Annotated in this window: 19 protein-coding genes and 2 pseudogenes; 12 read left to right on the plus strand and 9 right to left on the minus strand. The window is 57.7% G+C overall.

All coding sequences use genetic code 11. The features are described from left to right. Positions 1 to 8: 8 nt before the first annotated feature. A complete protein-coding gene (locus L8K08_RS23295; RefSeq protein ID WP_242200190.1) occupies positions 9 to 1,040 on the minus strand; it encodes a LacI family DNA-binding transcriptional regulator in 1,032 nt (343 codons plus the stop codon). 119 nt (positions 1,041 to 1,159) lie between these two features. Between L8K08_RS23295 and L8K08_RS23300 the strand changes: the two genes are divergently transcribed. The 3 genes and pseudogenes from L8K08_RS23300 to L8K08_RS23310 form a co-directional block, all read left to right on the plus strand. Continuing rightward, positions 1,160 to 2,005, plus strand: a complete 846-nt coding sequence (locus L8K08_RS23300) for an SDR family oxidoreductase (RefSeq protein ID WP_242200192.1) — start codon at positions 1,160 to 1,162, stop codon at positions 2,003 to 2,005. Further along, positions 2,005 to 3,156: a phytanoyl-CoA dioxygenase family protein gene (locus L8K08_RS23305; protein ID WP_242200193.1), complete on the plus strand. Its 1,152-nt coding sequence runs from the start codon at positions 2,005 to 2,007 to the stop codon at positions 3,154 to 3,156. Before L8K08_RS23300 ends, L8K08_RS23305 begins: the two co-directional genes overlap by 1 nt. A gap of 47 nt (positions 3,157 to 3,203) precedes the next feature. Continuing rightward, positions 3,204 to 3,539, plus strand: a pseudogene (locus L8K08_RS23310) (substrate-binding domain-containing protein); the annotation flags it as partial. 126 nt (positions 3,540 to 3,665) lie between these two features. Here the strand turns inward: L8K08_RS23310 and L8K08_RS23315 are convergent. The 3 genes and pseudogenes from L8K08_RS23315 to L8K08_RS23325 all read right to left on the minus strand — a co-directional run bounded on the left by L8K08_RS23315 (position 3,666) and on the right by L8K08_RS23325 (position 6,540). Beyond that, positions 3,666 to 4,337, minus strand: coding sequence for a hypothetical protein (locus L8K08_RS23315; RefSeq protein ID WP_242200194.1), 672 nt, complete (start codon positions 4,335 to 4,337; stop codon positions 3,666 to 3,668). A gap of 375 nt (positions 4,338 to 4,712) precedes the next feature. After that, positions 4,713 to 4,946, minus strand: a pseudogene (locus L8K08_RS23320) (Arm DNA-binding domain-containing protein); the annotation flags it as partial. A 109-nt stretch (positions 4,947 to 5,055) separates the two neighbouring features. Further along, complete coding sequence (locus L8K08_RS23325; protein ID WP_242200195.1) at positions 5,056 to 6,540, minus strand: DHA2 family efflux MFS transporter permease subunit; 1,485 nt, start codon at positions 6,538 to 6,540, stop codon at positions 5,056 to 5,058. Between the two features lie 273 nt (positions 6,541 to 6,813). Between L8K08_RS23325 and L8K08_RS23330 the strand changes: the two genes are divergently transcribed. The 9 genes from L8K08_RS23330 (at position 6,814) to L8K08_RS23370 (ending at position 17,596) form a co-directional block, all read left to right on the plus strand. Further along, positions 6,814 to 7,362, plus strand: a complete 549-nt coding sequence (locus tag L8K08_RS23330; RefSeq protein WP_242200196.1) for a TetR/AcrR family transcriptional regulator — start codon at positions 6,814 to 6,816, stop codon at positions 7,360 to 7,362. Between the two features lie 419 nt (positions 7,363 to 7,781). Beyond that, complete coding sequence (locus tag L8K08_RS23335; RefSeq protein WP_242200197.1) at positions 7,782 to 8,045, plus strand: hypothetical protein; 264 nt, start codon at positions 7,782 to 7,784, stop codon at positions 8,043 to 8,045. Continuing rightward, on the plus strand, positions 8,042 to 9,664 hold the full coding sequence (locus L8K08_RS23340; protein ID WP_242200198.1) for an AMP-binding protein: 1,623 nt from the start codon (positions 8,042 to 8,044) through the stop codon (positions 9,662 to 9,664). The genes L8K08_RS23335 and L8K08_RS23340 overlap by 4 nt, the downstream gene beginning before the upstream one ends. Then, positions 9,661 to 10,416 carry an alpha/beta fold hydrolase gene (locus tag L8K08_RS23345; RefSeq protein WP_242200201.1) on the plus strand — a complete coding sequence of 252 codons (756 nt, stop codon included), beginning with the start codon at positions 9,661 to 9,663 and terminating at the stop codon, positions 10,414 to 10,416. Before L8K08_RS23340 ends, L8K08_RS23345 begins: the two co-directional genes overlap by 4 nt. Before the next feature lie 43 nt (positions 10,417 to 10,459). Further along, positions 10,460 to 11,488: a pyridoxal-phosphate dependent enzyme gene (locus L8K08_RS23350; protein WP_242200202.1), complete on the plus strand. Its 1,029-nt coding sequence runs from the start codon at positions 10,460 to 10,462 to the stop codon at positions 11,486 to 11,488. 4 nt (positions 11,489 to 11,492) lie between these two features. Further along, positions 11,493 to 12,068 (plus strand): hypothetical protein, encoded by a 576-nt coding sequence (locus L8K08_RS23355; protein ID WP_242200204.1) that lies wholly within the window; start codon positions 11,493 to 11,495, stop codon positions 12,066 to 12,068. A 13-nt stretch (positions 12,069 to 12,081) separates the two neighbouring features. Further along, positions 12,082 to 14,976, plus strand: coding sequence for a type I polyketide synthase (locus tag L8K08_RS23360; protein WP_242200206.1), 2,895 nt, complete (start codon positions 12,082 to 12,084; stop codon positions 14,974 to 14,976). Between the two features lie 2 nt (positions 14,977 to 14,978). Next, complete coding sequence (locus tag L8K08_RS23365) at positions 14,979 to 16,082, plus strand: hypothetical protein (protein WP_242200208.1); 1,104 nt, start codon at positions 14,979 to 14,981, stop codon at positions 16,080 to 16,082. A 239-nt stretch (positions 16,083 to 16,321) separates the two neighbouring features. Continuing rightward, the gene (locus tag L8K08_RS23370; protein ID WP_242200211.1) at positions 16,322 to 17,596 is read left to right on the plus strand and encodes an FAD-dependent oxidoreductase; all 1,275 of its coding nucleotides are present in this window, start codon (positions 16,322 to 16,324) and stop codon (positions 17,594 to 17,596) included. Between the two features lie 170 nt (positions 17,597 to 17,766). Here the strand turns inward: L8K08_RS23370 and L8K08_RS23375 are convergent, their stop codons facing one another. Genes L8K08_RS23375 through L8K08_RS23395 form a run of 5 tightly spaced genes read right to left on the minus strand, consistent with a single transcriptional unit; the run spans position 17,767 to position 24,362 of the window. Continuing rightward, positions 17,767 to 19,065: an LLM class flavin-dependent oxidoreductase gene (locus tag L8K08_RS23375; protein WP_242200214.1), complete on the minus strand. Its 1,299-nt coding sequence runs from the start codon at positions 19,063 to 19,065 to the stop codon at positions 17,767 to 17,769. Continuing rightward, positions 19,065 to 19,868, minus strand: coding sequence for an ABC transporter ATP-binding protein (locus L8K08_RS23380; protein WP_242200217.1), 804 nt, complete (start codon positions 19,866 to 19,868; stop codon positions 19,065 to 19,067). The genes L8K08_RS23375 and L8K08_RS23380 overlap by 1 nt, the downstream gene beginning before the upstream one ends. Further along, on the minus strand, positions 19,865 to 20,932 hold the full coding sequence (locus tag L8K08_RS23385; protein ID WP_242200218.1) for an iron ABC transporter permease: 1,068 nt from the start codon (positions 20,930 to 20,932) through the stop codon (positions 19,865 to 19,867). Before L8K08_RS23385 ends, L8K08_RS23380 begins: the two co-directional genes overlap by 4 nt. Next, complete coding sequence (locus tag L8K08_RS23390; RefSeq protein ID WP_242200219.1) at positions 20,932 to 22,086, minus strand: ABC transporter substrate-binding protein; 1,155 nt, start codon at positions 22,084 to 22,086, stop codon at positions 20,932 to 20,934. Before L8K08_RS23390 ends, L8K08_RS23385 begins: the two co-directional genes overlap by 1 nt. A gap of 5 nt (positions 22,087 to 22,091) precedes the next feature. Next, positions 22,092 to 24,362 (minus strand): TonB-dependent siderophore receptor, encoded by a 2,271-nt coding sequence (locus L8K08_RS23395; protein WP_242200220.1) that lies wholly within the window; start codon positions 24,360 to 24,362, stop codon positions 22,092 to 22,094. Positions 24,363 to 25,249: the final 887 nt, after the last annotated feature.

The raw sequence follows: 25,249 nt of genomic DNA on the forward strand, positions 1-25,249 counted from the left end.
TCGGCGCATCAGTAAGGCATATTGAACGGGGTCACGATCTGCACCTGCGAGGGTGCGATCGGCCCCGTTTTCCATACCCGGTGGTACTGCAAAATGTGCAGGAACACATGGCGCGCATCCACCTGCAAGTTGTGGTCGATGATCGCGGCCATTTTCTCCTCTTGCAGCAGTTGGCGGTTTTCCTCGTCCAGGTCATGGCCGATGAACACGTCCAGCGGCCGGCCGGATTCGGCAAACGCATCGACGATCGCCTGATTTCCCCCACCCACGCTGTACACCGCGCGCAGCGCGGGGTGTTGCTTGAGTGCTGCACTGACCTTCTCGCGCGTGCGCTCGTAGACCCCATAGCCACCGCTGACATCCACCACACGCACATGCGTGGCATGCCCGCGCAGCCACATGCGAAAGCCCATCTCGCGTTCCTCCTCGCCGCGGAACAGTTCGCTGCCGATGACCACCGCCACCTCCTGGGCCTGCCGTGGCAACCAGCGCGACAGCAGATAGGCCGCCGTCTGCCCCGCCATGCGGTTGTCCATGCCGACGTAGCCAAGGCGCTCGCTATGGGGCAGGTCCGTCACCAAGGTCACCACGGGAATACCGGCAGCCATGAGCTGATTGACCGCCTGGTTCACCGCAGGCTCGTCGGCCGCCTTGAGCACCACGCCCTGGCTGCCGGTGTGCAGGCAGCGCAGCAATTGGTCATGCATGGCTTGGGGTTCGATTTCCTCGAACAGGTGGAAGCGCGGCGCGATGCGAAATGGCGCCAGGCTGCCCAACTGCTGGGTGATGGCCGCCTGCACGGCGGCGCTGAAGCGCTGGGGAGTGTGCATGATCACGTCGACATGGAAGGTGCGGCCCACGGCCAGGCCGCTCTGCTCCTGTGCCTCCAGTTCGCCCAGCGCCTGCTCGATGCGCCGCTGGGTCTGGTAATGCACGCTGCCGCGCTGGTGCAGCACGCGGTCGACGGTGGCCTTGCTGACACCGGCCTGGGCGGACAGTTGCTTGATGGAGAAGTGTCTGGCGCGTTGGAGGAGGCTCATGGCGTGAGGTTTTCTTGAGGTCTTTTTGGGCATTGGAGAGGTTGTCGCAATGCTAGTCTCAGTTTCGCCGGGCGTCGAGCCACTGCACTCACAACAACAAAAACCAGGAGAACACCCCCATGCCAGAAGCTGACCTCAACCGCCCTTTCCAAGGCCAATATTTCGTGGTCACCGGCAGCACCCAAGGCCTGGGCGCTGCCGTGGCGCACACCCTGGCCAAGCGTGGCGCCGCCGGCTTGATCATCTGCGGCCGTCGCCAGGCCGAAGGCCAGGCCCAGGTGCAGGCGCTGGCCGCGCTCGATTGCCAGGCCCACTTCGTCCAGGCCGACCTGGAACGGGTGGAGGACTGCCGCGCCATCATCGAGGCGGCGCGCACCCACTTCGGCACGCTGCACGGGCTGGTCAACTGCGCCGGCATGTCCGACCGCGGCACCATCCTCGACACCTCCCCCGAACTGTTCGATCGCCTGTACGCGGTCAACGTGCGCGCGCCCTTCTTCCTCATCCAGGAGGCGATCACGCTGATGATCAGCCGGGGCGTGGCGGGCTCCATCGTCAATATCCAGAGCATCGTCGGCCACGGTGGCCCGGCCTACCTGTGCCCTTACTCCATTTCCAAGGGCGCGCTGGCGGTGCTGACCAAGAACGTGGCGTACAGCGCCTTGCGCAACCGCATCCGGGTCAATGGCCTGAACATCGGCTGGATGGACACGCCCCACGAGGACGAAATCCAGCGCCGCTACCACGGCGCCCAGGACGGCTGGCTGGAAAAGGCCGAACAGGCACTGCCCTTTGGCCGCCTGCTCAAGCCCGAGGAAGTGGCCCGCAGCGTGGCGTACCTGCTGTCTGCCGAGTCAGGGATGATGACCGGCACCGTGCTGGATCTGGAGCAGGGCGTGGTCGGCTGCGGTGACGATACCGCGCCGCGCCCCCAGGCTGCGCTGACCTTGCCGGGGGGTGCCTGATGAACAGTCCCTCTGCCTTTGTGCGCGCCGATGCCGTGCACCTGCCGGACTTCAGCCGCCTGTGCGAACAACAGGCACTGCCCGAGCACTACCCACTGTGCGCCGAGGTGCAGGCCAACGTGCCGATTTACCACGCGCAGACCCTGCGCGACGCCGATCGCGGTGCTGCGCTCAACGAGCTGCACCAGCTGTTCAGCGCAGGCCCCGGGGTGATGGTGGTGCGCCAGGGTTACACCGACCTGGACGTGGTGGATCGCCACAGCCAGGTGTTCGAGGCGATCTTCGCCCAGGAGGCAGCCCAAGGCGCGGGGGCCGATCACTTTGCCAAGGCCGGCAGCAATGGACGCATCTGGAACGCTTTGCAAAAGGCCGCCCTGCATACACCGGCTTCATTTATCGAGTATTACGCCAATCCGCTGCTGGGGCTGATCGCCGAGGCGTGGCTGGGCCCGGACTTCCAAGTCACGGCGCAGGTCAACGTGGTGCGCCCCGGCGGCCAGGCGCAGCAACCGCACCGCGACTATCACCTGGGCTTTCAGGTGGAGGAGATGGTGGAGCGCTTCCCGCTGCCATTGCATGTGCTGTCCCAGTACCTGACGCTGCAAGGCGCCGTTGCCCATTCGGACATGCCGCTGGAAAGCGGGCCGACCCAGTTGCTGCCCTTCTCTCACCAGTATCCGCTGGGCTACCTGGCGTGGCGTCGCCCCCAGTTCATCGAGTACTTCCAGGTGCACGCCGTGCAGTTGCCCCTGAACAAAGGCGATCTGCTGTTCTTCAACCCGGCGTTGTTCCACGCCGCCGGCACCAACCGCACCGCCGACCACCAACGCATGGCCAACCTGCTGCAGATTTCCTCAGCCTTCGGCAAACCCATGGAGAGCCTGGACCGCGAGCGCATGATGCTGGCGCTGTACCCGGGCCTGCTCGAGCGCGTCAACGACCAGGTACTGAACGCCGAACAGGTGGCTGCCGTGGTGGCCTGCACCGCCGACGGCTATTCCTTCCCCACCAACCTGGACACCGACCCACCGCTGCACGGCCTGGCACCGCAAACCGGGCAGCAGCTGATGCTGGCGGCGCTGGCCGAGCGTTGCAGCGTTGCTGCCTTTGCCGAACGGGTTGAACAGTTTCGCCGCAAACGTCAGGCCTGAAAGGCTGGCCAGATCACACCAACAATAATGACAAACGGATCGACACCATGAAAAAGCAACTGCTCACCTTGCTGTTCAGTGTTTTGTTGTCCCCCCTGGCCCTGGCCGATGTGCGCATCGGCGTCAGCATCGCCCAGGTGGACGATGTGTTCCTGGCGCAGATGCGCGATTACATGGCGGCCCATGCCAAGCAGTTGGAAGGGGTCACGCTGCAGTTCGAGGACGCCCAGGGCGACGTGGTGCGCCAGCTTAACCAGGTGCTCAACTTCACCTCCCAGGGCGTGGACGCGATCATCATCAACCCGGTGGACACCGCCGCCACCGCCAAGATCACCGATGACGCGCAAAACGCCCATATCCCGCTGGTATACGTCAACCGTCGGGGAAGCACAGCGCCTTTGGCAATCACAGTGAAAGTGACGTGCAACGTAGCCGCAGGCAGTGGGGTGACGTACGCCGCCAAAACCGTGGGATGCGTCGCCCTACCCTCACTAGACTCGGTACGCTGCTTAGCCATGGACAATGCCATGGATCTCATCCAGTGCGGCAGCAATCACCTGTTCAGGCGCCGATGCCAACAGGTCCTGGGGCCGTTTGCCGCCCAGAAAGCTGTTATCTGAACGGAACCAGTAAGCCATACCCCAGCCGTCCTTGTGGCCAGCGAAAGCCTCAATGACTTTGGCTAATGCCTTGAACGGCCGATAGCCCGCGTCCGGATCCAAGCCATAGCCAGGGAAATAGTCGACCCCACCGTGATTGATGGCAAAGATCTGCCCCTGCTTTTTCCATTTGTTGGGCTGGGCACTCGGGTTGCGGGTACTCAACTGGGCCACCTGTGCAATATCTGCGGCGGTCAGCCAGTCACCACTTTCCAAGATTGCTTTGCGGGCTTGGACCAGCATTGCCGCTTCCTTGAGCAGGCGAGGCGAAGGCGGCTTACGCGTCACAAACACCTCAGCCAGGCGCTCTAACGACTTCGGGTCCTGACGCTCCTGCAGCATCTCATACATCGAGGAGGCCACATTGGCGAAGTTTTCCGCCAATACTTCAAAAACACTGAGGTTGACCTGATCGAAAGACACGACCAGCACTCGGTCCGCATGCGAGCGGCTTAAGCTGGCCCTAGCTTCCTTAGGCGTACCGACCAAAGTGGAGACGCCCGATTGCTCTGTAACGCTCATGGAAAATCCCCCACCAGTTATCTACATTATCTAATCCTAACATAGTCTTGATAACCCTAGCTCTAGCCTAAACTCCATTCATCTGGATGCATAGGTAGGTTTGAGGGGAGCACGCCATGCCGTCGATCAGCGCGGTGACTCTGGGACGAAAAGTCTAAGGGTACGATCTTGGCTTTCAGGTGTGCGAGCGAGTTAAGGACCAGCGATGGTGGACCGAAAGAGTTGGCATAACCCCAGTTCAGCACTGCTTGAATTCCCTAGCAGTCCCTCCCTCCTAAGGGCCGAAGATCTGCATCACATCAACCTAAGAAGGTGTTCTCTCGGTCAACAGTTTGGCATTGTGCTCAAGCCGTCGCTGATCGCGGGGATCGATACCCGCGTATCAATGCCCCTGGCGGCCTGTGCCTGCGCGACATCACGCAACGTGCGAGCATTTCGCAAGCTAACTTCAGGATAGGTACCGAAAGAAATACGGGGTTGCTTTTCCGCCCTGGAAAAGCAGAAGTGCCAGCACTTGCCGCCTTTCGTATTCACGAAAAGAGCGAGGCCGTCGTAATCAGCTAGGGTGGAGTTGAGTGACGTAAAGCCATTCACACACCCTGTGACCATCCGAGCGGCACGATGTATCTACGAGGTAGATTTCCTACTCCAGACAGACGCTGAAAATTGAGCAAGATGTGTTGGGCAGCCCTTACATAGCGCCCCCGGTTCCACGAGCTCAAGCATTCGCAGGCCTATAAAAAAAAAAGAAAAGCAGCAGACCTGATATCGCCAGGCATGCCAAGCCGGCACAGATCATGACGAGACCAAAGCCACCCGCCATTGCTGACCTGTACAGATCGACAACCCAGGGCTGAGTCGACGGGAAAACATGGTCCACTATCGCTCGCCGAGCCAAATAAGCTGCATGACTTGGCCCACTGTCCTGTATTTCAACAGTGAGCCTATTGACCGCATAAACGCTCATGATGCTACCTAAAATAGCGATTCCCAAAGCCATTCCGGTCTGCCTCAAGGCGTTCATTGTCGCGGATGCAATGCCGGCACGTTCAGGCGGGACGCAGTCCATGACCATCATGCCGGTCGCGGGTACTGACAACCCTGTTCCAAAACCCAGTACGGCAAGGATCAACCCAATCCCTAGATAGGGAGTCCATGGATTGAAAACGACCATGGCGCATAAGGCCAGACCTATCAGCGCATAGCCTGCGACCATCAGGAACCTCATCGAGAACCGCGCCACGAATCGCCCGAAAAACAAGGAGGCTAGTGCCATCATGACGAACTGCGGCATTAGTTTCCAGCCTGCAATCTCTGGGCTGCTTCCCTGTACTTGCTGGAGAAAAATGGACAAAAAGAAGAGACTGCTGTAACTGGAGAAGCCGAGGATAAAGGAGGCTAGATTGGCGAGCACCAGGGGCCGGCTACGGAATAATTTAATCGGAAACAGAGGCCGTTCGACGCGCAACTCAACCCATACGAATGCGATGAATCCCACTCCGGCAGTAAGCAAAGGGATTAAAACCCTATCGGGCGAACTGCCATGTTCCCCGATTCCGATGAGGCCATAGCTGAGTGCCCCCAGCCATAGCATGCTAAGGGCCTGCCCTGCTGGATCGAATGCCGCATGATCGAGATGCTTGCGCTCGGGAATACCATACGCACCCAGCACAATTGCCAGAATGCCAAGCGGAACATTTACCAGGAAAATGCTCTGCCATCCGACACGCTCGACCAATATCCCACCCACTAACGGCCCGCAAATCAACGCAAGTGCGCTAAAAGCGGACCACCCGCCAATCGCCCGTGCCCGCTGGCCGGGATCAGGGAATGCGTGAGCCAGAATCGGCATTGCTCCCGGTATAAGCATCGCGCCGGCAACGCCTTGCACAGCGCGCCCCCACAAAAGCATCGGCAGTTGGCTAGCCAGCGAGCAGATGACCGATCCAATCACGAAGAGCAAAACGCTACCGAGCCAAACCCGTTTGTGCCCATAGCGATCACTAAGAGGCCCCGCAGATAACATCACCGCGGACAATGCGACTGCATAGATGTTGACGACCCATTGGAGACCCGCCAAGTCAGTGTGTAACGCTGCCTGAAGAGTAGGCAGTGCGACGTTGACGATGCTGATGTCCAGCGTCGCAAGAAATGTTCCGAGATAGGCTGCAGCGACCAAGGCGTGAATTCGATATTTGCGCATCGGAGTCCAATTTACGTTAAGGAACTTACCTTGATCCTATCCACTGACTGACAGTCAGTCAATAAGAAGGCTTCGCTTGATGGCGTCGCCAAGATACAATTGACCGACCGATAGTCAGGGCTGAAAGGCTCATACAGATGCCTCTTCCTCTCCTAACAAGTCAACTTTTACGCAGGGCCCCAAACAGCAATGAAATATAAGAAAAGCCAAGTCGAGCCACCCACCTCGAAAACCCCGCGAACCAAGCCTGCGCACGTACGCCTAGATGAATTGATGGCTGCCGCAGAAACGCTGTTTTTAGCGCAGGGCGTCGAAGCCACTACCATTGACGGGATCGCCGAACTGGCGAAGGTAGCGAAGGGTACTTTTTATATTTACTTTTCTTCCAAGAATGAGTTGCTTGAAGCGATGGGGCAACGCTACACCGCGCAGTTCCTGCGCCGTCTCGAGGAAGAGGTGGACAAGTGCGCTTCAGGAGATTGGCTGGCGCGCCTGCGCACCTGGATCCATACAAACGTTATTGCTTATGTCGAAACGTATAGGACGCACGACATCGTTTACACAAACCACCATCACCACAATCGTAGCAACCAAGAAAAAAACGCCATCCTGGAACAGTTGCAAGGCATTCTGCAGGGCGGGAATGAAGCCGGTACCTGGCGATTTGATCAGCCCCGAATCACGGCCTTGATAATCTATGCCGGCGTGCATGGGGTCACCGATGATGCGATCGCTAATGAGGGCACCGATTGTGAGCAATTTGCTCGTGATGTTACCTCCGTGTGCCTTCGCCTGATTAACGTGGCTGAGGAGCCCAACTGAAAGCCTGGCGGCTGATATTGAAAATCAGTGGCACGCGTTACCCCCAAAGCGGCACCCAACGACTCCTCTCTAACCAAGGTGGCCGCCTCCTCCCTGCCCTTGCGGAACGTTAATAGCCAAGCCTTCACCCTGCACCTTGAGTCTACGCCCACATCCGATGGCGTTGCAGCGACCCGCGTTAACTCCAATCCTCGCCGATTCGCTGTAATCGCGACCAACGTAAACGGTCGCCCCAGGCTCAAGGCGCGGCACTTGCCTGCTTACCACTTCACCTCCGTCAGTGGAACTCACCAAAGCAGCGGATCCTGTCTTTCCCCCTTCATTTCCTACGCCCCTTGAAAAATTCATAAACACGCTGATGACTGACCGGCAGTCATTAGTTAATAATTCTCATTAAGGATATGCATGGAGTTCAAGGGATGACGTCGACACGGGTAATTGTGCTGCTGAAAGAAATAGGGTTACCGCCCGATCTGCTCGCGTCCGCCGCCGCTGACTGGAGGCTGCGCACTGATCTGGGCCTGAGCTCGGCGGAAACACTGGAGCTGCAACTGATGCTGGAGCAGTTGGGATGTAGCGGATTTTCGCTTTGGGATACGCATGACCATACCTTGGGAGAGCTTGAGCGACTGATCGAATCAGCACATGCAACTGGCGGCTCTCGTGCCGGGGGTACGAGATGAGTCCTCATCCTGCATCACTGAACGAACAGTTGGCCGTGGTCCTGAACAAGGGGGGAGATGCACCTGCTTTAATTGCTGATGGCGAAGTTATTTCCTATGCGCAATTGAAGTCGCGAGTTGCCTCTACCGCCGCACGACTGCGAGCCCTAAGCATCTCGAAAGGCGATCATGTCGCGTTTCAGTTACCCAACTGCGCCGAAGCTGTCATCTTGATGCTTGCAACGCTGATAACCGGCGCGGCTCCAGCCCCCCTCCTTCCCGCCTATCGCGAACAAGAATTGCGACACATCCTGAAATTGGTTAGGCCTCGTGTCATAGCCATGACCAAAGGTAATCGTCGCTTCAGCGCAGCGGGTGTGGCTAGCACTGTAAGTCGTGAAGAAGGTTTGGACGTGGTGCTGGGGCTTATTGACGAGCCTGACAACGGCGACAATTCAGACTGGCTAGGTCTGAGGGAATTCTGCTCATCGTCATGTGACAACGCATCAGCACATGAGCTGCGCGCGACAGAGATGGGGCCAGAAGATACAGCGATGATGCTGCTGTCGAGCGGGACGACAGGCCTCCCGAAGCCCATCGCTAGAAAAAACGCTGGCTACAGCTACATGATCGGTGAAGCCAGCCGAGTATTCGAGCTCAGTCACTGCTCCTCCTATCTGGCGGTGCTCCCCATATCTCACGGTTTTGTCATCAACTGCCCAGGCATTCTCGGCACCCTTCTTTGCGGGGGAGCCGTGGTTCTGTCCCCGGACACGTCCGCGGAAACGGCTTTAAGACTTATCACAAACCATGAAGTAACACATTCGACGCTGGTTCCAGCATTACTGGCCCAGTGGCTTGATCGAGTGAGTCAGCAAGAGAGTGCACCGCAGACATTAAGGCACATTCAAGTCGGTGGGTCGCGCCTGCCTGCTGATCTCGCAGCCCTTGCTGAATCAAAGTTAGGGATGCGTATCCAGCAGTGCTACGGAATGAGCGAAGGGCTTCTTTGCTTCACCCGCGCGACTGATTCGGACAGCGTCCGATTCAACTCACAGGGCCGCCCGTTGTCCGAGCAAGATGAGGTCCTGATCGTGGACGAAGACGGCACGCCGGTCCCGCTTGGGCAATCGGGTGAATTAATCACCCGCGGCCCCTACACCATATCTTCGTACTTCAACAATCCGTTGGCGACTTCCCGCGCCTTCACGCAAGACGGGTATTACCGCACCGGCGACATGGCCCACCTTGATTCGGCGGGCAACGTCTATATCGATGGGCGACTGACCGACTCCATCAATCGCGGTGGAGAAAAATTCAGCCCGGAAGAGATTGAAGCGCTAACTAAACAGCACGCGAAGATCCAAGACGTCGCGGTGGTGGGTATATCCGACCAGCGTTTCGGCGAAGTGCCTTGCCTGTTCGCCGTGGTGCACGAAGGAGAACAGCTTTCGTTATCCGAAGTCCGACGGCACCTGGAGATTGTTGGCATAGCGCAATTCAAACTGCCGGAGAGGCTAGTCCTGATAGACGCGATTCCGCGCAAAGGCATCGGCAAAATTGACCGTGCGTCTCTACGCGCTCAACTCTACGGCGAGCGCAAAAGCGAAGCACAAGCATCCGGGTCGGGTGACCTATGAATCTCATACAAGCCCAGGCCGAAGGTGCCATCAGATTGAGCTTCGCGGCCTCAGTGCCTGTGCGACATCAACTGGTGGTGTTCCCTCACGCTGGCGGTAGTTCCGAATTCTATAGAGCGTGGCGAGACCATCTGCCTGCAGACGTGGACATCGTAATAATGCAATACCCTCAACCAGGCACGAGCCACGCGACAGTGAACTGGAGCGACCCACACATCGCTATCCAACGCTGCATGAGGGGGTTGGTCAGTCTTCTTGGCATCGCGCCCGCCACGCTCTTTGGGCACAGCATGGGCGCCTTGCTGGCACTGCATATAGCGTCCTCCCTGGCACCGTCGAGATTCAAGGTGGCTCAACTCATCTTGTCGTCTCAGATGGCACCAGCGTCGCTACAGACAACCCTTCAATCACAGCAGGATGTCGACCAGCTTGCAGAGCGTGCGATGGGGCTTGGTGAAGTGCCCGAGTTGAGCACCTCCGTTGACACCGCTCAGACGGTTGTTGCTTCAGCTGTTCGTCAAGACCTGACGCTTCTTCAAAAGCTTGCGAAGTTGCCGGTGGGTGACTTGCCCCCGACCCGTCTATTCGCAGGCGACAACGATCCGTTGATCGATAGAAAGCAGTTCTTCGAGTGGTCTCAATTGCTGCCCAAACATCCAGTGCTAGAGGTTTTTCCAGGCGGGCACTTTTACTTTCTCGGCAATGAGCCGTTGGTAGTGAAAACCATCCTGAGCCCCTCTCGTACGGCGTGACCTTTACGTTCATTCAACCCAAACGCGGAATGGGAAACTTGTCATGGATTTCGATCTTTTCAATACTCAATCAGCAGCTCCCAGCCCTGCCAAAGCGCTGGATATGTTTCCCCAACTCAGGGACTTCAGTGCGTCGCTGGGAAACACCCCGCTCGTGGAAGTGCCGGGGCCACAGAACGGAGGTCGAATCTTCGCCAAGCTGGAGTCGAAGAACCCCTCCGGGTCGATCAAGGATCGCGTGGCCTTCGGCTTGTTTTGTGATGCGATCAATGCTCACGACTTTAATCAGGGCCCGCTCAAGCTTCTTGATTCGTCGGGTGGCAACATGGCCAAGGCTTTAGCCCATTTGGGGCATCTGTGCGGCCTGCCCGTGCACGTGGTAATACCCGACTCAGCGCCAGAGGTATTGCTTCAATCCTTGAGCGATAGCAACGCGATTGTCACGAAGGTGGACAGCAGCCACTTTCTGCTTGGCATCATCGCCCGCAGCCAGCAGATCGCCCGCACGGAGCCAGGCTGGACCTTGCTATCCCAGCATCTGAACTTGGTAAACACATCGGTGCATCAGCATCACACCGGCGCCGAGATCAGCCGTCAGCTCGACGGCCGACGCCCCGATGCCTGGATAGCAGCCATCGGCACTGGAGGTACGCTTGCTGGCGTATACGCAGCGCTGGCGCAGCAAAACCAGGACCTGCGCGTCGTAGGGTGCACGCCTCGCGAGCTGCCATTTGGCACGATGGAACCTCCAAACGGAACTGCCAGGTTCGCAGGCGCAGGAGGATTTGGTTTCGGGTTCCGGCAACCGTTTGTCTCTTTGATTCCCTACGAAGTGCCGTTCCAGACCGTCTCACATGAGGAGTCTCTCAAAGCCATGTTCCGGTTCTTCGAGGAAACCGGCATCCCCATTGGCGGTTCGGCCGCGGCCAACTGGATCGTCGCGTGTAACGTCGCCTCTGAACTCGACAAAGAGGCCAGTGTAGTCACCATCTTCCCCGACGCCGGCAGCGACGCCGACCGCGAGCGGGGCCGGCAGTTGCTCGACAACGAGCGTCAAACGACAAGGAGCTAATGCTATGCCCATTAATGAACAGGACATGATGTCAAACCTGGTGAGCCTGGCCGATCTGGCCAGAGCTCAACTGGACCTTCCCGACGGGTTCAACAAAGCTCGGCAGATAGTCGCCGAGCGCGTAGGCACCGATCGCTTCGTCATGCTCCCACTGCTTGAACTCAGCGATATTCAGTTCAAGGCACAGGCTGACGACAGGCCCACTGTGGGCGATGTCAACTCGCATATTGATCGATGGATCGGGGATGACGGCGTCGAAATCGGCACCATCAGCGGCGAAGGCTGGAAGATCGCTAGCCTGGGCGAAGACGTCATCTCCTATTACCGGGAAACCGCAGATACGCGCTTGGGCAGAATCGAGACAGCGGGGGTCTGGAATTCATCCGCCATTTGGCAAGGTCGATGGCAATCATTGTTTGCCACCGGTGTCACCGGTGAGGTGACCGGGATGATTGGGGTACGGCAACTGTATCAAGAGGTCCCGCGCGAGCGCTATCGGGCCTTTGTACTGCTGATTCCGATCGAAGCGGCCGACGAAGCGATTCAGGGCCGGGTACGCCGCGGATACACGACTGATTGAATTCGGAGGTTGCATGTACGATCAGCACGTGGACCGCGACATTGCAGTCATTGGTATGGCTTGCAGGTTTCCTGGTGCCAACACCCTTGAGCAGTACTGGCACAACCTGGTGAACGGCGTCGAGTCGGTAATCGAACTCGGTGATACGCCTACCGATGCGCAGACCATGCCATTTGCCGCACCGTTGAATGACGACGTGCTGTCATTCGATGCCACGTTTTTTGGCGTGGGTCATCGTGATGCAGCCTTGATGGACCCTCAGCACCGACTATTCCTCGAGTGCGCATGGCATGCGCTCGAGCATAGCGGTATCAAACCCGGGCAAATGCCCGACACCGGCTTGTTTGCCGGCTGCAGTAGCTCAGCCTACCTTGGCCACTTGCAAGCGTCCGACCTCATGGAAAAATTCCAGCCGTCAGGGTTCGAGTTGCAAATTACCAATGATAAGGACTATTTGGTCACACGGGCAGCGTGGCACCTGGGCATAGAGGGGCCGGTACTCGGTGTGCAGGCAGCCTGCGCTACATCGCTCGTCGCCGTCGCAGAAGCCGTCGAGGCCTTGCGTGCCGGGCGATGTCGAGTGGCGCTGGCCGGTGGATGCACGTTGAGGTTTCCGCAACGTGCGCATTACCGGACTCAGCGAGGCATGATCTACGCGCAGAATGGTCACTGCATGCCTTTCTCCAGCAAAGCGACAGGGACGGTGTTTGGCAGCGGTGTCGCGCTAGTGGTTCTGAAACCGTTATCCCTGGCGCTCGCTGACGGGCAACGCGTGTTAGCCGTAATCAAAGGCTGCGCCGTCAACAACGATGGCGCCCGCAAGGTGGGTTTCACCACCACCAGCGTCGACGGACAACGACGCGTGATCAGCGCGGCCATGCGCGATGCCAATCTCACGCCCATGGACATGCGGGCGATGGAGGCACACGGGACCGGGACGATTGCCGGTGATCCGATTGAGTTCAACGCATTGAACGACCTGTTTGCAATGCCCGGGAAAGGACACAAGTCCTGCGCACTTGGCTCAGTGAAGGCCAACGTCGGGCACCTGGAAACCTGCGCGGGCATGGCAGGGCTGATCAAGGCAGTACTCCAGATCCAGCATGGTTTCATAGCGCCACAGATCCACATGGACGAGGTAAACCCTTCGATAGCATTGGATGCCAGCCCGTTTTATTTTCCCGCAATCGCCGAGCCGTGGGATACAACGGATAGCCGAAGCGCCATTGGGGTCAGTGCTTTTGGAATCGGCGGGACAAATGCGCACATAGTGCTGGCGCGTTCGCCACAAGCTCTCGATGAAACGATAACCGCCGCGACCGATTTTCCTTCAGTCATTCCCGTAACCGGGCAAAGCGAGGCTGCCTGCCACAGGTTGATACGCGCCTACCGTGCAGAACTCGTCGGCCTTCCCCCGGACCGCACGGCGTGGAGCGCCCAAACCACACGTCGAGCGCTCAGGTATCGCGCAACCTTGTTTGCGGACCAGGACGGCGCTCTACAGGTCGGTGACCCGGTACGCGATACCGGCCGCCGCAAGCCGGATATCGTTTTCCAGTTCCCGGGCCAGGGCAGTCAGTTCCTCGGCATGGCCACCGGCCTGGCCAAGTCGAACCGACATTTCGCAGGTGATCTTCATGCCTTGGTACGTCTGCTGCGAGAACAAGCGGATGTCGATGTCTCCTTCCTGCTGGATGAAAATGCTGACACCGACCTGACCGATACCGCGACGGCACAGCCCGCGCTCGTTGCAGTTCAAATCGCGATGGCCCGGTTTCTCATTCGGCACGGCGTCGTACCTGACGCAATCGTCGGTCACAGCGTGGGCGAAATCGCAGGCGCCTGCATCGCCGGGATGCTGACCGCCGAAGAAGCACTGCTGTTCGCTGCTCGACGGGGCAGGTTGATGTCTGAATTGCCAGCAGGCTCCATGCTCGCTGTCGCCATGAGTGAGCAAGCCTGCCGGGATTGGCTCGCGGACGACGTTTCGCTAGCCGCCGTCAACGCGACAGAGGCCTGCGTTCTCTCGGGCACCAAGGCCGCGATCGAACGCATACAACGCTCATTGACCAGCCTGGGCATACGTTGCCGTGGTTTGACGGTATCCCACGGGTTTCACTCGTCCATGATGGCCCCCATCCTGGACGAGCTGGCAGCCGCCGCGCCGACGGCCAAGGCGGTGCCTTCGGATATCCGCTTCCACTCGACCCTGCACGGCACAACATTCGACTCGTCAGACCGCCTCGACGGGGCTTATTGGGCGCGGCACGCGCGTGAGCCGGTGAGATATCTGGAGGCGCTTGAGTCCGTAGCGGTTCGTGAAGGGACGCTATTTGTCGAAGTGGGCCCCGGCACGACCTTGACGGCCTTGACAATGGCGCTGCGGCCGCGAGACACCGCGATTCGCACGATGCGTGGCGAGCGAGATAAATCGCCGGAGCATGAGGTGTGGCACACCGCGCTGCAGAAAATCTGGATGGCCGGTGTGGACATTGACTGGCGCCCGTCGTGGAACCTGCCAGCCAGAGCCATCCCGCTAACACCCTACCCCTTCGACCGCCAACGTCACGGCGTGGCACTTGAGACGCAGGGCAGCACTCCCCGCACCGCTGAACCCGCACGACAGCTTGAGTCGCGAAAGTACAACTCCGTTGCGCAGGCCGCTGCCGCACTTTGGGAGAAGGTCACCGGGACGCCTCCCTCCAGCCAGCATCAGTTGTTCAGTGACGATGGCGGGGATTCCTTGGCGACGTTCCAACTGATTGCATTTGCAGACTCCGAACTCGGGGTCGTGTTGAACGTATCTGACTTCCTGGCTGATCCCACACCGTCGGGCTTATGTACATGCCTGACGGATGCGGGCGCCGCTAATAGCATTCACATTCATCCTAAAGAAGGGAACGCGTAGTCATGGCAACCATCACTCATCCAACGTTCGGTGTCTATGAAGTCGAAACTGTAGTGGTAGACAGTCAGAGTTCATTCACTATCGCCTGCTCGCCCCACCGGCATGCGATGCCCAGCAATGGAGGTATCCGTTGGAGTCGATATAAAACACTGTCGCATCAAAAAGATGAAGCGATCATGTTGGCAAGTGCGATGGATCTGAAACACGGTTTTTATCGAACCGGCTTCAGTGGCGGGAAAATCGTCGTAAATAGCAGCGCGCTACCTGATGAGGCCCCACACGTATTCGATGCCATCGGAGAAACCCTGAACCGCTATGCCGGCTCGATGTACACAGGGTGTGACATCAATACAAGCAGTGCACATATGACGTACCTGAGAAAATCTACCCCGTGGATTCTGGATGCCATGGACAGCCCTCAGATCAGCACGTCAATTGCCACCGGATTTGGTGTCTGGAGTGCCTTGAAGGCGGTACTGAAGTGCTCTCCGAGAGTCAACGGGACGCCGCTTGTCGCCATTCACGGCATGGGCAAGGTGGGCTTTGAAGTTGCCAGGCAATGTCTCGCCCATGGGTACAACGTGATCGGCTTCGACGTAAAGCCCATTATCGATATTCCGGCCGGCCTGCGCGTGTTGAGCGAGGACGATTTCTGGTCAAGCGCCCCGGATGTACTGTGCATTGCGTCCCTTTCCAGAATCCTTGATCTGCCCACGGTTGAACGTATACGCGCGCGCTGGGTTATCAGTAGCTCCAACACACCGTTTGACAGTACTCAAGCAGAAGCGAGGCTTCTGGCGCGTGGGGTTGGTTATGTTCCTGATTACGTAAGCAACGCCGGAGCGGTTATCTGTGACAGCATCGAGCGGTCGTTCCCGGATGTTTTTCGTGGCATGACACAGGATCAGGCAAATCACTACACAGGGGCGTTGATCGGTACCAAGACAGGCGAATTGATCAAACGGGCAGAACTGCTTGGGTGCAATATTCCCACACTGTTATCGCGCACCTACTTTCATGCTGGACATGATGTAAACCTCGGCGCATCCCGACGGCACGATCCGTCTATCCACGCAACGATAGACGCGCGCAGCTTCGCAGTTTAGACATAACAGAACACTGAATGGGTAGCTGACGGCTTGTTATAACTTGCCGCACCGCTGGCCCTCCACAGGCTTTTAAACTTTAAAGGTTTCGCACACACCCAGCTTATCTGGAAGACCTGTTCGTCAAACGTATTTAACGTACTTGCCGCGTAACACCGCTCGATTACCTGATGAACCAAAAAAATAACTAATTGCAGTGAAGATCTTTTGTCGCCCACTCTAATTATCAGGAAGATACGATGCAACCCGACACTCCAGAAACACACTACGATGTATTAATCATCGGCGGAGGAATACTCGGTCTCGCCAGCGCTTACTATGCGACAGCCAGAGGCTTGAAAACGTTGATTGTCGATCAGTACGGAATAGGCAACGATACCAATAGTTCCAAGGGCCTGGAGCGCATGTTCCGCTTGATGCAAGATAACGAGTCCGAAGCCCGACTGGCCGAAACTTCACTTGCGCTATGGACAGAACTGCAGCGCGCGAGCGGAAAAAACCTGCTTGCTACGGACGACCTGATCTTCTTTGGCCATCGGGATGCACCGATGACTACCGAAGGTAACGTGCAACACATCAAAAAGTCCATGGACAGCATGGGTATGCCTTACGAATACCTGGACTCCCCCGCCGCTATCCATAAAAGATTTCCGATATTCAATCAGGCAGCCATGCCTGACGATTACGTAGGCTTGGTACAAGCGGCAAGCGCTTCCATCAACGTCCAGGAGGCGGCCAAGACTTTTCTATTCGCCGCTCGGCAGACGGACCGCCTTAACGTATTGGACAAGCACGCCGTGATCCAGGTCGCGCCCCTTAAGGACCAGGCAGGCTATACGCTGCTGACTGAGACTGAGGGTCGCTGCGTGACCGTCCACGGCAAACATCTGATCACGTGCCCAGGGGTGTGGGCAGATTCGGTGTTGAAGGGCTTCGGTCTCAAGCAAGCGCCCGGTTGGAAGATCTGGAAGATGAGTTACGCCTATTGGCCACTCAAGGAAAACCCACCGAAGATTCCAATCTGGTTTGAATTCGGGAACATCGATGCAAGCGACCAAGGTACGTTTTACGGCTTCCCACCCTTGGACTTCTCGTCAGAGCGGCACAACATGGTGAAAATGAGCGCCGACTACACCTACGACACTTACGATACGCCGTCAGCCATTCAACCGGGTGTGAACCCGAGATTGATGGAGGAACTCGTTGCGCACCTTGATCAACTGATTGCCCCCAATGCCGTTGACGCAACTCAATACCAGCATGCGGGGACCTGCCTCTACTCGATGAGCCCGGACGGCAAGTTGGTGATCGGGCGTATCCCGACGGCACCCGGCGAGCAGTCATTCCATGCCGGCGCCTCGATGTGCGTTATGGAGTCAGGCCGAGCCTTCAAATACGCGCCATTGTTTGGACGTATATTGGTGGAACTGGCCGTCGATGGGCACACCCGATACCAGTACGACTTGGATATATTCTCGTCGACGCGTGATGGGCTGTTCGAAGTTCCAACGTAACAGGGCCATTACGAACTGCAGTTTGCGCTCTTCCTTTCGCCTATCCGTACAGGTCTCACACTGAAGGCGAATAGTGACGTCAGCACGAGCGGGCGCCCTTGTTCCTAGCAAGGGCACCGTTCACCCAACATCCCAACAACCCCTGAAGTAGCGCCGAAAGAAAAGTCCGGCTACCGCTTGACCAGGCCAAGGTTTTCCCGGAAACAACGCCCTTCATAACGCTTTCTGAGTAGACCGCGCTTCTGCAAGAGTGGAACGACCTGTGCCACGAACTCGCTCACGCCTCCCGGTAGATGGGAGAACATGACGTTGAAGCCGTCGGCGGCTTCCTGCTGCAGCCACAGCGCCATCTGGTCAACGATCATTTCGGCGGTTCCAACCATTTCCAGCCCCTGGTAACCGCAGACCCGCCTCGCCAACGCAAGGATGCTCAAGTTTTCGCGCGCTGCAAGCCGCACCACACGATCACGGCCGCTCTTGCTCGCATTGCTCTCGGGTATTTCAGGCAGCGGGCCTGCCGGATCGTAGGCAGAAATGTCGTGCCCCAACGCAATGGAGAGCGTCGCGAGGCAACTTTGATCATCCACCAGCTCATCCAGCCTCGATCTTTTGCGTTGCGCCTGCTCAAGGGTGTCGCCTAATACGACAAGGACTGCGGGAACGATTTTCACCGCATCCGTGCGGCCTGCGGCCACAGCTCGTGAGCGCATGTCGGCATAACAAACCTGGGCCGATGCAAGATCGGTCTGATACGTAAAAATGACTTCGGCCGTCTCTGCCGCAATCTGCCGCCCCGCTTCGGATGCACCGGCTTGTACTATCACGGGACGCCCCTGAACCGGCCGCGCTACGTTGAGCGGGCCTTTCACTGCGAAGTGAGGGCCTTGGTGATTAGGCGTATGCAGCTTGGCGGGATCAAAGTAGACGCCACTGGCTGCATCCATGCAGAACGCATCCGCCTCCCAGCTTTCCCACAGCCCCTCCATCACCTGCGAGAACTCTCGGGCGCGGTCGTACCGTGCGCCATGCTCCAGGTGCGACTGCACGCCGAAGTTGGCGGCCTCGTTCGGATTACTCGACGTGACTAGATTCCACCCGGCCCGGCCGGCACTGATGACATCCAGTGAGGCCAGGCGGCGTGCGAGCATGTATGGTTCGTTATAGGTCGTACTGGCGGTTGCGATCAACCCGAGGTGCCGCGTCACTGCCGCCAACGCCGGAAGCAGCGTCAATGGATCAAGCGTAACCACGCTAGAACTGCGCATGAGCGTGTCGACGGAACCTGCGCGAACTGCAAGTGAGTCAGGCAGAAAAAGCCCATCAAACCGCCCCTTCTCAAGGGTTTTGGCGAACCACTTCATGTGCTCGAAGCGTCTGTGGAAGTCGGGTATGGCACCCGGATAGCGCCAAGCGCCGGCATGAATGCTGGGCATGGCCAACAGGATGAGTTGCTTGAGTGGTCTGGTCATTACAGGGTGCTCGTCATGGAGTTCCGTGCTCGCAAAGACCGATCCACAATCAGGAATGGAGCCCCTTGCGAGCAGTATTCGAGGCGCGCTCGTACGCCGTAGACTTTTTCCAGCAACGCCGGTGTCAGGACATCAAGGGGGCGGCCGGTGGCATGCACCCGCCCTTGATGAAGGACCACCACGTGGTCCGCGAAGCGCAATGCGTGATTGATGTCGTGAATGGCCATGACGACACACATCGAGCGCGCTCGCGCCAACCGACGCAATAAATCGAGCACATCGAACTGGTTTTGCAAATCCAATGCGCTTGTCGGCTCATCCAGCAACAAGACACTGGGTGCGCGGATCATTGCCTGGGCGATCGATACCAGTTGCCGTTGGCCGCCGCTCAACGCGGCTAGCTCGCGGTCAGCAAGCACGTTGATCTCCAGCGTCTGGAGCATACGGGTGACCGCATCCAACTCACTGCCCTCAACGCCCCAGCCGCTGCCCTGCTTGCTCGCAAGCAGCACTGCTTCAAACACTCTCAGCGAGGAGTTCATGGAAATATCCTGGGGGACGTGTGCGGGGCGGTTGCGATGATGAATGGACCAGGTCTCGACAGCCTGCCCTGCCACCGTCACGGTGCCTGCGCCACCCAACTCGCCCGCAATCCGGCGCAGCAGCGTGGATTTACCGGCAGCGTTCGAACCAAGCAGCGCCGTGATGCTACCCGCCGCCATCGGCCCGAAGCTGACGTTCTGCAATACCATATGGCCGTCGAAGGCTACCGACACGTCCGCGATGTTGAGCAAGGCAGTCATCGCGTCTTCGCTCGCAGAATCAACGCAAAAAACAAGGGCACGCCCACCAGGGAGGTCACTATTCCAATCGGCAGGGTTTGCCCCGCGACCAGCGATTTGCTCAGTACCGAGGCCGCCGACAGCATGCATGCCCCACATAGCGCAGAGGCCGGAAGGAGAAAGCGCTGGTCCTCGCCTACCAGCATTCGGGCAATATGCGGCCCCACCAAACCGACGAACCCGATGGTGCCCACAAAAGAGACGCAGATAGAGGCGAGCAGACTGCTGAGCAGAATGCCGCGTAAGCGCAGGCGCGCTACGGGAATCCCCAAAGCCGTCGCCCGGGCCTCTCCAAGTTGTAATGCCGTCAATGCCCAGGACTGGCGGGCGAACGTAAACGATACGATCACGAGAATGACGCTCATGATGCCGAGCTTGGGCCACGTAGCACGCGAAAGACTGCCCATTGTCCAGAACACGACAGCAGACAGTGCCTGGTCGGGGCCGATGTACTGCAGCGCCTCCAGCAGCGCCGAGAACGTAAAGACCAGGGTCGTGCCCAGCAATATGATCATTTCGGTGGTGATACCGCGTTTGCGACTCAGGCGATGAATGAACAACGCCGCTGCCATCGAAACGAGGAACGCATTGACGGGGATGGCGTAGGCGACAGCCGAAGCAGGCAGAACGCTTACACCCAATATCAGACCGAGTGCGGCGCCAAAGCTCGCCGCGGCCGACAAGCCCAAGGTGAACGGGCTCGCCAGCGGGTTACCGAGCACTGTCTGCATTTGCAAACCCGCAATCGACAGACTCGCACCGACGACCAGAGCCGATAGCGCCACGGGTAGTCGAATGTCCCAAAGTATCACGCTCACCTGGCTCGACGACGCGTCTTGCATCAAGACGGACAGCAGCTCCATCAACCTGTAATGCGCCGGGCCGATGGAAAGGTCGATCGTGAAAAACACAAGGATAAGCAGGCTAATGCCGACGATCATGCTCAAGCGGCGTTTCGCAAGGCGGCTGTATAGGCTCCGCCCACGGGTGAGTTCGGCCTGTGTGCCGATGGCTGGCTTCGTCATCATGATGCTCCATCCAGGCTCAGCCAATAACCGGGTTGATAAGGAACCGGAAGAAAACGCGCGTGGAACTCGCGAAACGTCGCGTCCGGATCCAGCGATGCGAAGAGTTCGGGATGAAGCCACTTTGCTATCCGCTGCAATGCGACAAAGTAGTACGGATTGTCATAGAAGGGATGCCAGATAGCGTGGACCCTTCCCGCCCTCACCGCCGACAGTGAGCGATAAGCCGGCCGACGCATCAACCGTCGCAAACGCGCGAGCCCTTGCGCGGGGTCGGCGCCGGGCCCGAGGTTGACCCAGTCTCCCGCAGGTGAATAAAGCGACCAATTTGCGCCGGTCACCAGGATGACATCCGGGTCGCTGGCGATAACCTGCTCGGGATGCAAGGTACCGAACGTACTGCGCAGGAAGTGAGAGCCGAGGTTGTCACCTCCGGCGACTGTGACAAGCTCACCGAAATTGCCTTCGCCGTACGTCAGGCAGCAGTCGTCATACAGACCTGCAGCGCGCTCGACCATGACACGAGGCCGTGCTTGAACGTTTTCCAATGGCAACGTGACACGTTCGATCTGCTCTTGGCGAAAACGCAGAAATTCGCTGGCACGCTCGGCTCGCCCAAGCAGTGCGCCGAGGATCTGCAGGCTTCGCAAGGTGTTATCAAACATCCGGGTGCGAAAATCCACGAACACGATCGGAATGCCCACCTGCGTCAACCTTGCCATCAGGCCCGACGACTCGGCGGCGGCCTTTGAACTGAGGTTCATGATCACCACGTCCGGCGCCAACGAAATCGCTAATTCGCTACCAATGGAGTCGAGCGTCGCGGCTGGAAACGATGGAATGCGGCCCATCTCGGGAAACTTCCGCAGATATGCCCGATAGCCATCCAGGTCCGCAGCCTTGAAGTTCTCGCCCCAACCCACAACGTCAGCAAATGGCCGGTCCGGAAGCAGCACCGCCAAGACGTAAGCCAGCGTGCCGTCCCCCAGCAGCACCCGCCTCACAGGTCGATCTATGTGTACATTACGGTCAGCAACATCCTTGAATGACACACGTGCGGGCGCAGCGGTGAGACTTCGAGAAAGGCTGATCAACATTCCAGCCGCCATCAGGCGCCCCAGAACACGGCGCCTTGAATACAGAACATCGCCCATTTGGCTCACCAACGGTAAGTGAGAGAAGTGGTGGCCGTACGATCCTGCCCGACAAAGCAATACATGGCCGAGGTACAACTTGCGACGTATTCCTTGTTAGTCAGGTTGCTGACATTGAGCGCCAGCGAAGCGCCTTCAAGCGAAGGCGCAATTGAACCAAGCTCATAGTTCAACGCCAGGTCAAAAAGCGTGACCGCCGGAACTTTGAACGTGTTAGCTGGATCGCCGTACGACGCGCCCAGGTAACGCGAGCCTGCTCCGATTTTCAGGCCGGACAAAGATCCGCGCCCTATGAGGTAATCAAGCCACAGGGCAGCGCTGTGTCGGGGGGTTTGTGTCAGGCTGTTGCCTTGGTAGGTCGTATCCTGGACCAAGGCGTTATCCAGGTAGCTGTAACTGGCAAGCAGATTAAGATTTTCGACCAGCTCGGCAGTGGCTGAAAGATCGACACCACGGCTGCGCACCTTGCCCGCCTGGGTATTGAACCCCAGATGGGCCGCATCGGCGGTTTTGACGTTGGTCTGTTCCAGATTGTAAATGGCGGCCGTCAGCAATGTTCTGGAGTCGGCGGGGTGAAACTTGATGCCTATCTCCGATTGTGTCGTTTCAGTCGGGACGAAAGCACTCCCGTTGTAACCGCTGCCTATCAACGGATTAAAAGACGTGGCATAGCTCACATAGGGAGAAATGCCGTTGTCAAACTGGAAACTCAGGCCTGTACGCCCCGACCACTTCCCGTTGTTCATCCTGGTGGAGACCGAAGTAGGGGAATAACTTCGCGTCACGTCGTCTGTTTCGGATTTATCGTAGCGTGTGCCCAACGTCAGACGCCATCGGTCATAAGAAATCTGATCCTGTACATAGAGGCCCAAGCGATCGAACTCCTGCTTCTCGGACCAAGGTGCTGCGCGGCTTGCCGTGAAGTCTGGTTTGACATGCGGGCGATAGTCCGAGCCGTAGGGGTCAACAAGATAAGGGCCACTGCTATAGAGGGCACTGCTTACAGTGCCCGAGGCAAAATCGGCACCCACGATAACGTCGTGCTTAGTAGGCCCTAGCTGGAGGCTGCCACTGACATAGTTGTCCATCGAGAACGTATTGGAACTGGAAGGGGAAATCTCATAAGTGTTTTTTAGCAGTGGCTTCCCGTTGACCACCGAATACCCGTAGACAACGCTTCTTTGCAAATCCGAGGCGATATGCATGTAGCGCATAGTGCTCGTCACCTTCCAGTCATTGTCGAACGAGTGGGTGAAGTTGGAGCTGATGTAATTTTGTTCGCGGGACGAGTCATCAAACGACATATCCCGGTAGTTCCTGTCCCGATCTATTGATGGATAGGGACTTTTATTCAGCCCAAGCAGGTTAGCCGGCAAAGAGTTGTAGTTCGGTATTTCGGGCTCCCGAGAGTGAACAAGCTGGACAGTCCAAGAGGTTTGCTCCGTCGGCTGCCACGTCAGCGAAGGCGCGAGATAGAGCCGCTTGTGGCGTACATCTTCGATCTGGTCATTCGCCTTCAACCCTGTCGCGGTAAAGCGATAGAGCAGCGTCCTGTCACTGTCGATTGGACCGGTTGAATCCACGCCAAGAAACGTACGATCGAAGCTGCCAAATTGTGTCGTGACCTCATGCGACTCCACCTCTTGGGGCTTGCGAGTTACCTGGTTGACTATGCCTCCGCCGGTTGATTGTCCATAAAGATAGGACGACGGTCCTCGCAATACTTCGACACGCTCCAGTGTGTAGGGATCGACCTGGGGCGACCAACTGCCAGGGTTACTGATTAAGCGCAACCCGTCCAAATAGTAATCGGCTTCGACGCCGCGGATTTTTGTGAAGTCGAGCTGATCTCCGAAGGCCCCGTATTTTTCGCTATTGGCGCCTGCCGTATAGCGCAACGCCTGACTGGTGGTTTTTATTTGCTGGGTATCCATCTGTTCGCGCGTGACTACCGACACGGATTGAGGAATTTCCAGGATCGAAGTGTCGGTCTTGGTGCCCAGCCCGGATTGCTCCGCAACATAGCCATGTACGAGACCAGACTCCCCTCCCTTCGTGCTCACCCCAGTGACACTGGTGGCCGGCAAGGTGAGCACACCTGCAACGGGTGGGATTGGATCATTCTCGGTCGTGCGCTGCGCAAGGTCATCAGCGTGAGCCATTTGATAAGCGCACAGGGTTAGCGCAGAGGCGATCACCGCGCACTGCTGAGCGGTGCGGCGAAAGTGGTTGGGTTTCGAGCTTGGAGAGGGATGAATCAGCGGCCAGTTGTTCATTTTTTACACGGCGTCAAGCGGACTGGGAGGCAAATTCTATTCACTGACTGACTGACAGTCAATTCAAATGAGAAGTAACATCATTTGTGCCTTGCGTGCCTATGTAATCACTTCAGCTCAATTACCGGGCGCCACTTGTATGAACCCGTGCAACGAGGGTGTTGCCGCGCCGTCGCAACGCTGCGAAAATTCCCCAAAAGCCACAATTTCCGCATAAGGAAAAAGGCATCATGTCGTATACGCGTTGGCCAAAAGCTCAACATCATGCAGTGATCCACGCCAAGCATGAACTGGTGATGCGTCCCCCCGCGTGGCGTGCCCGGGCCAACCTTTAATGAATGATCAACGACTGCTCCAGAAGGTATAACTGGCCATGAACGGCGAAGGTAAGCCCCCCCCACGAACTCTCAACCTGTGCGCCTCGCTGTCGGACGACGCACGCTTTTGTTGAAGTAGGAGCATCCGGATGCGGACGGACTATCGAGACCAATCACAAACAATACGCCGCTTAATTTCAAGTAATACTTTAATGCTGAATTTCTGCTTCGCGCGTGTTTTCCGTGACATGCGTACAAGGTTAAATTACAGCTTTCGAAAGACAAGCGACTTGATACTCGGGCCGTAAACGTTCGGAAAGATGCAGATGTCACATGCTTGATGGCACGTTTTCGAGGCTGAACCGACCCTAGTATAGGGGATGCCATTAAATGATCAGGTTGTAAGCCCATGCAGCTCTCCTCCTCCCAATCCCCCTTACCAATCTGACGTAGTCATAGCCCAGTAGTTTTGCTGCCTCATTGACATCTGGCTCACTACTGCTTACTTCTAGCGCAAAAACCATTTTTCCAAATATTCAATACCACTGCACCTCAATCGCAGCCGCATCA

Source organism: Pseudomonas sp. TREG-RG-20F-10-E-6-01 (genome assembly GCF_022662455.1).
Classification (GTDB): Bacteria; Pseudomonadota; Gammaproteobacteria; order Pseudomonadales; family Pseudomonadaceae; genus Aquipseudomonas.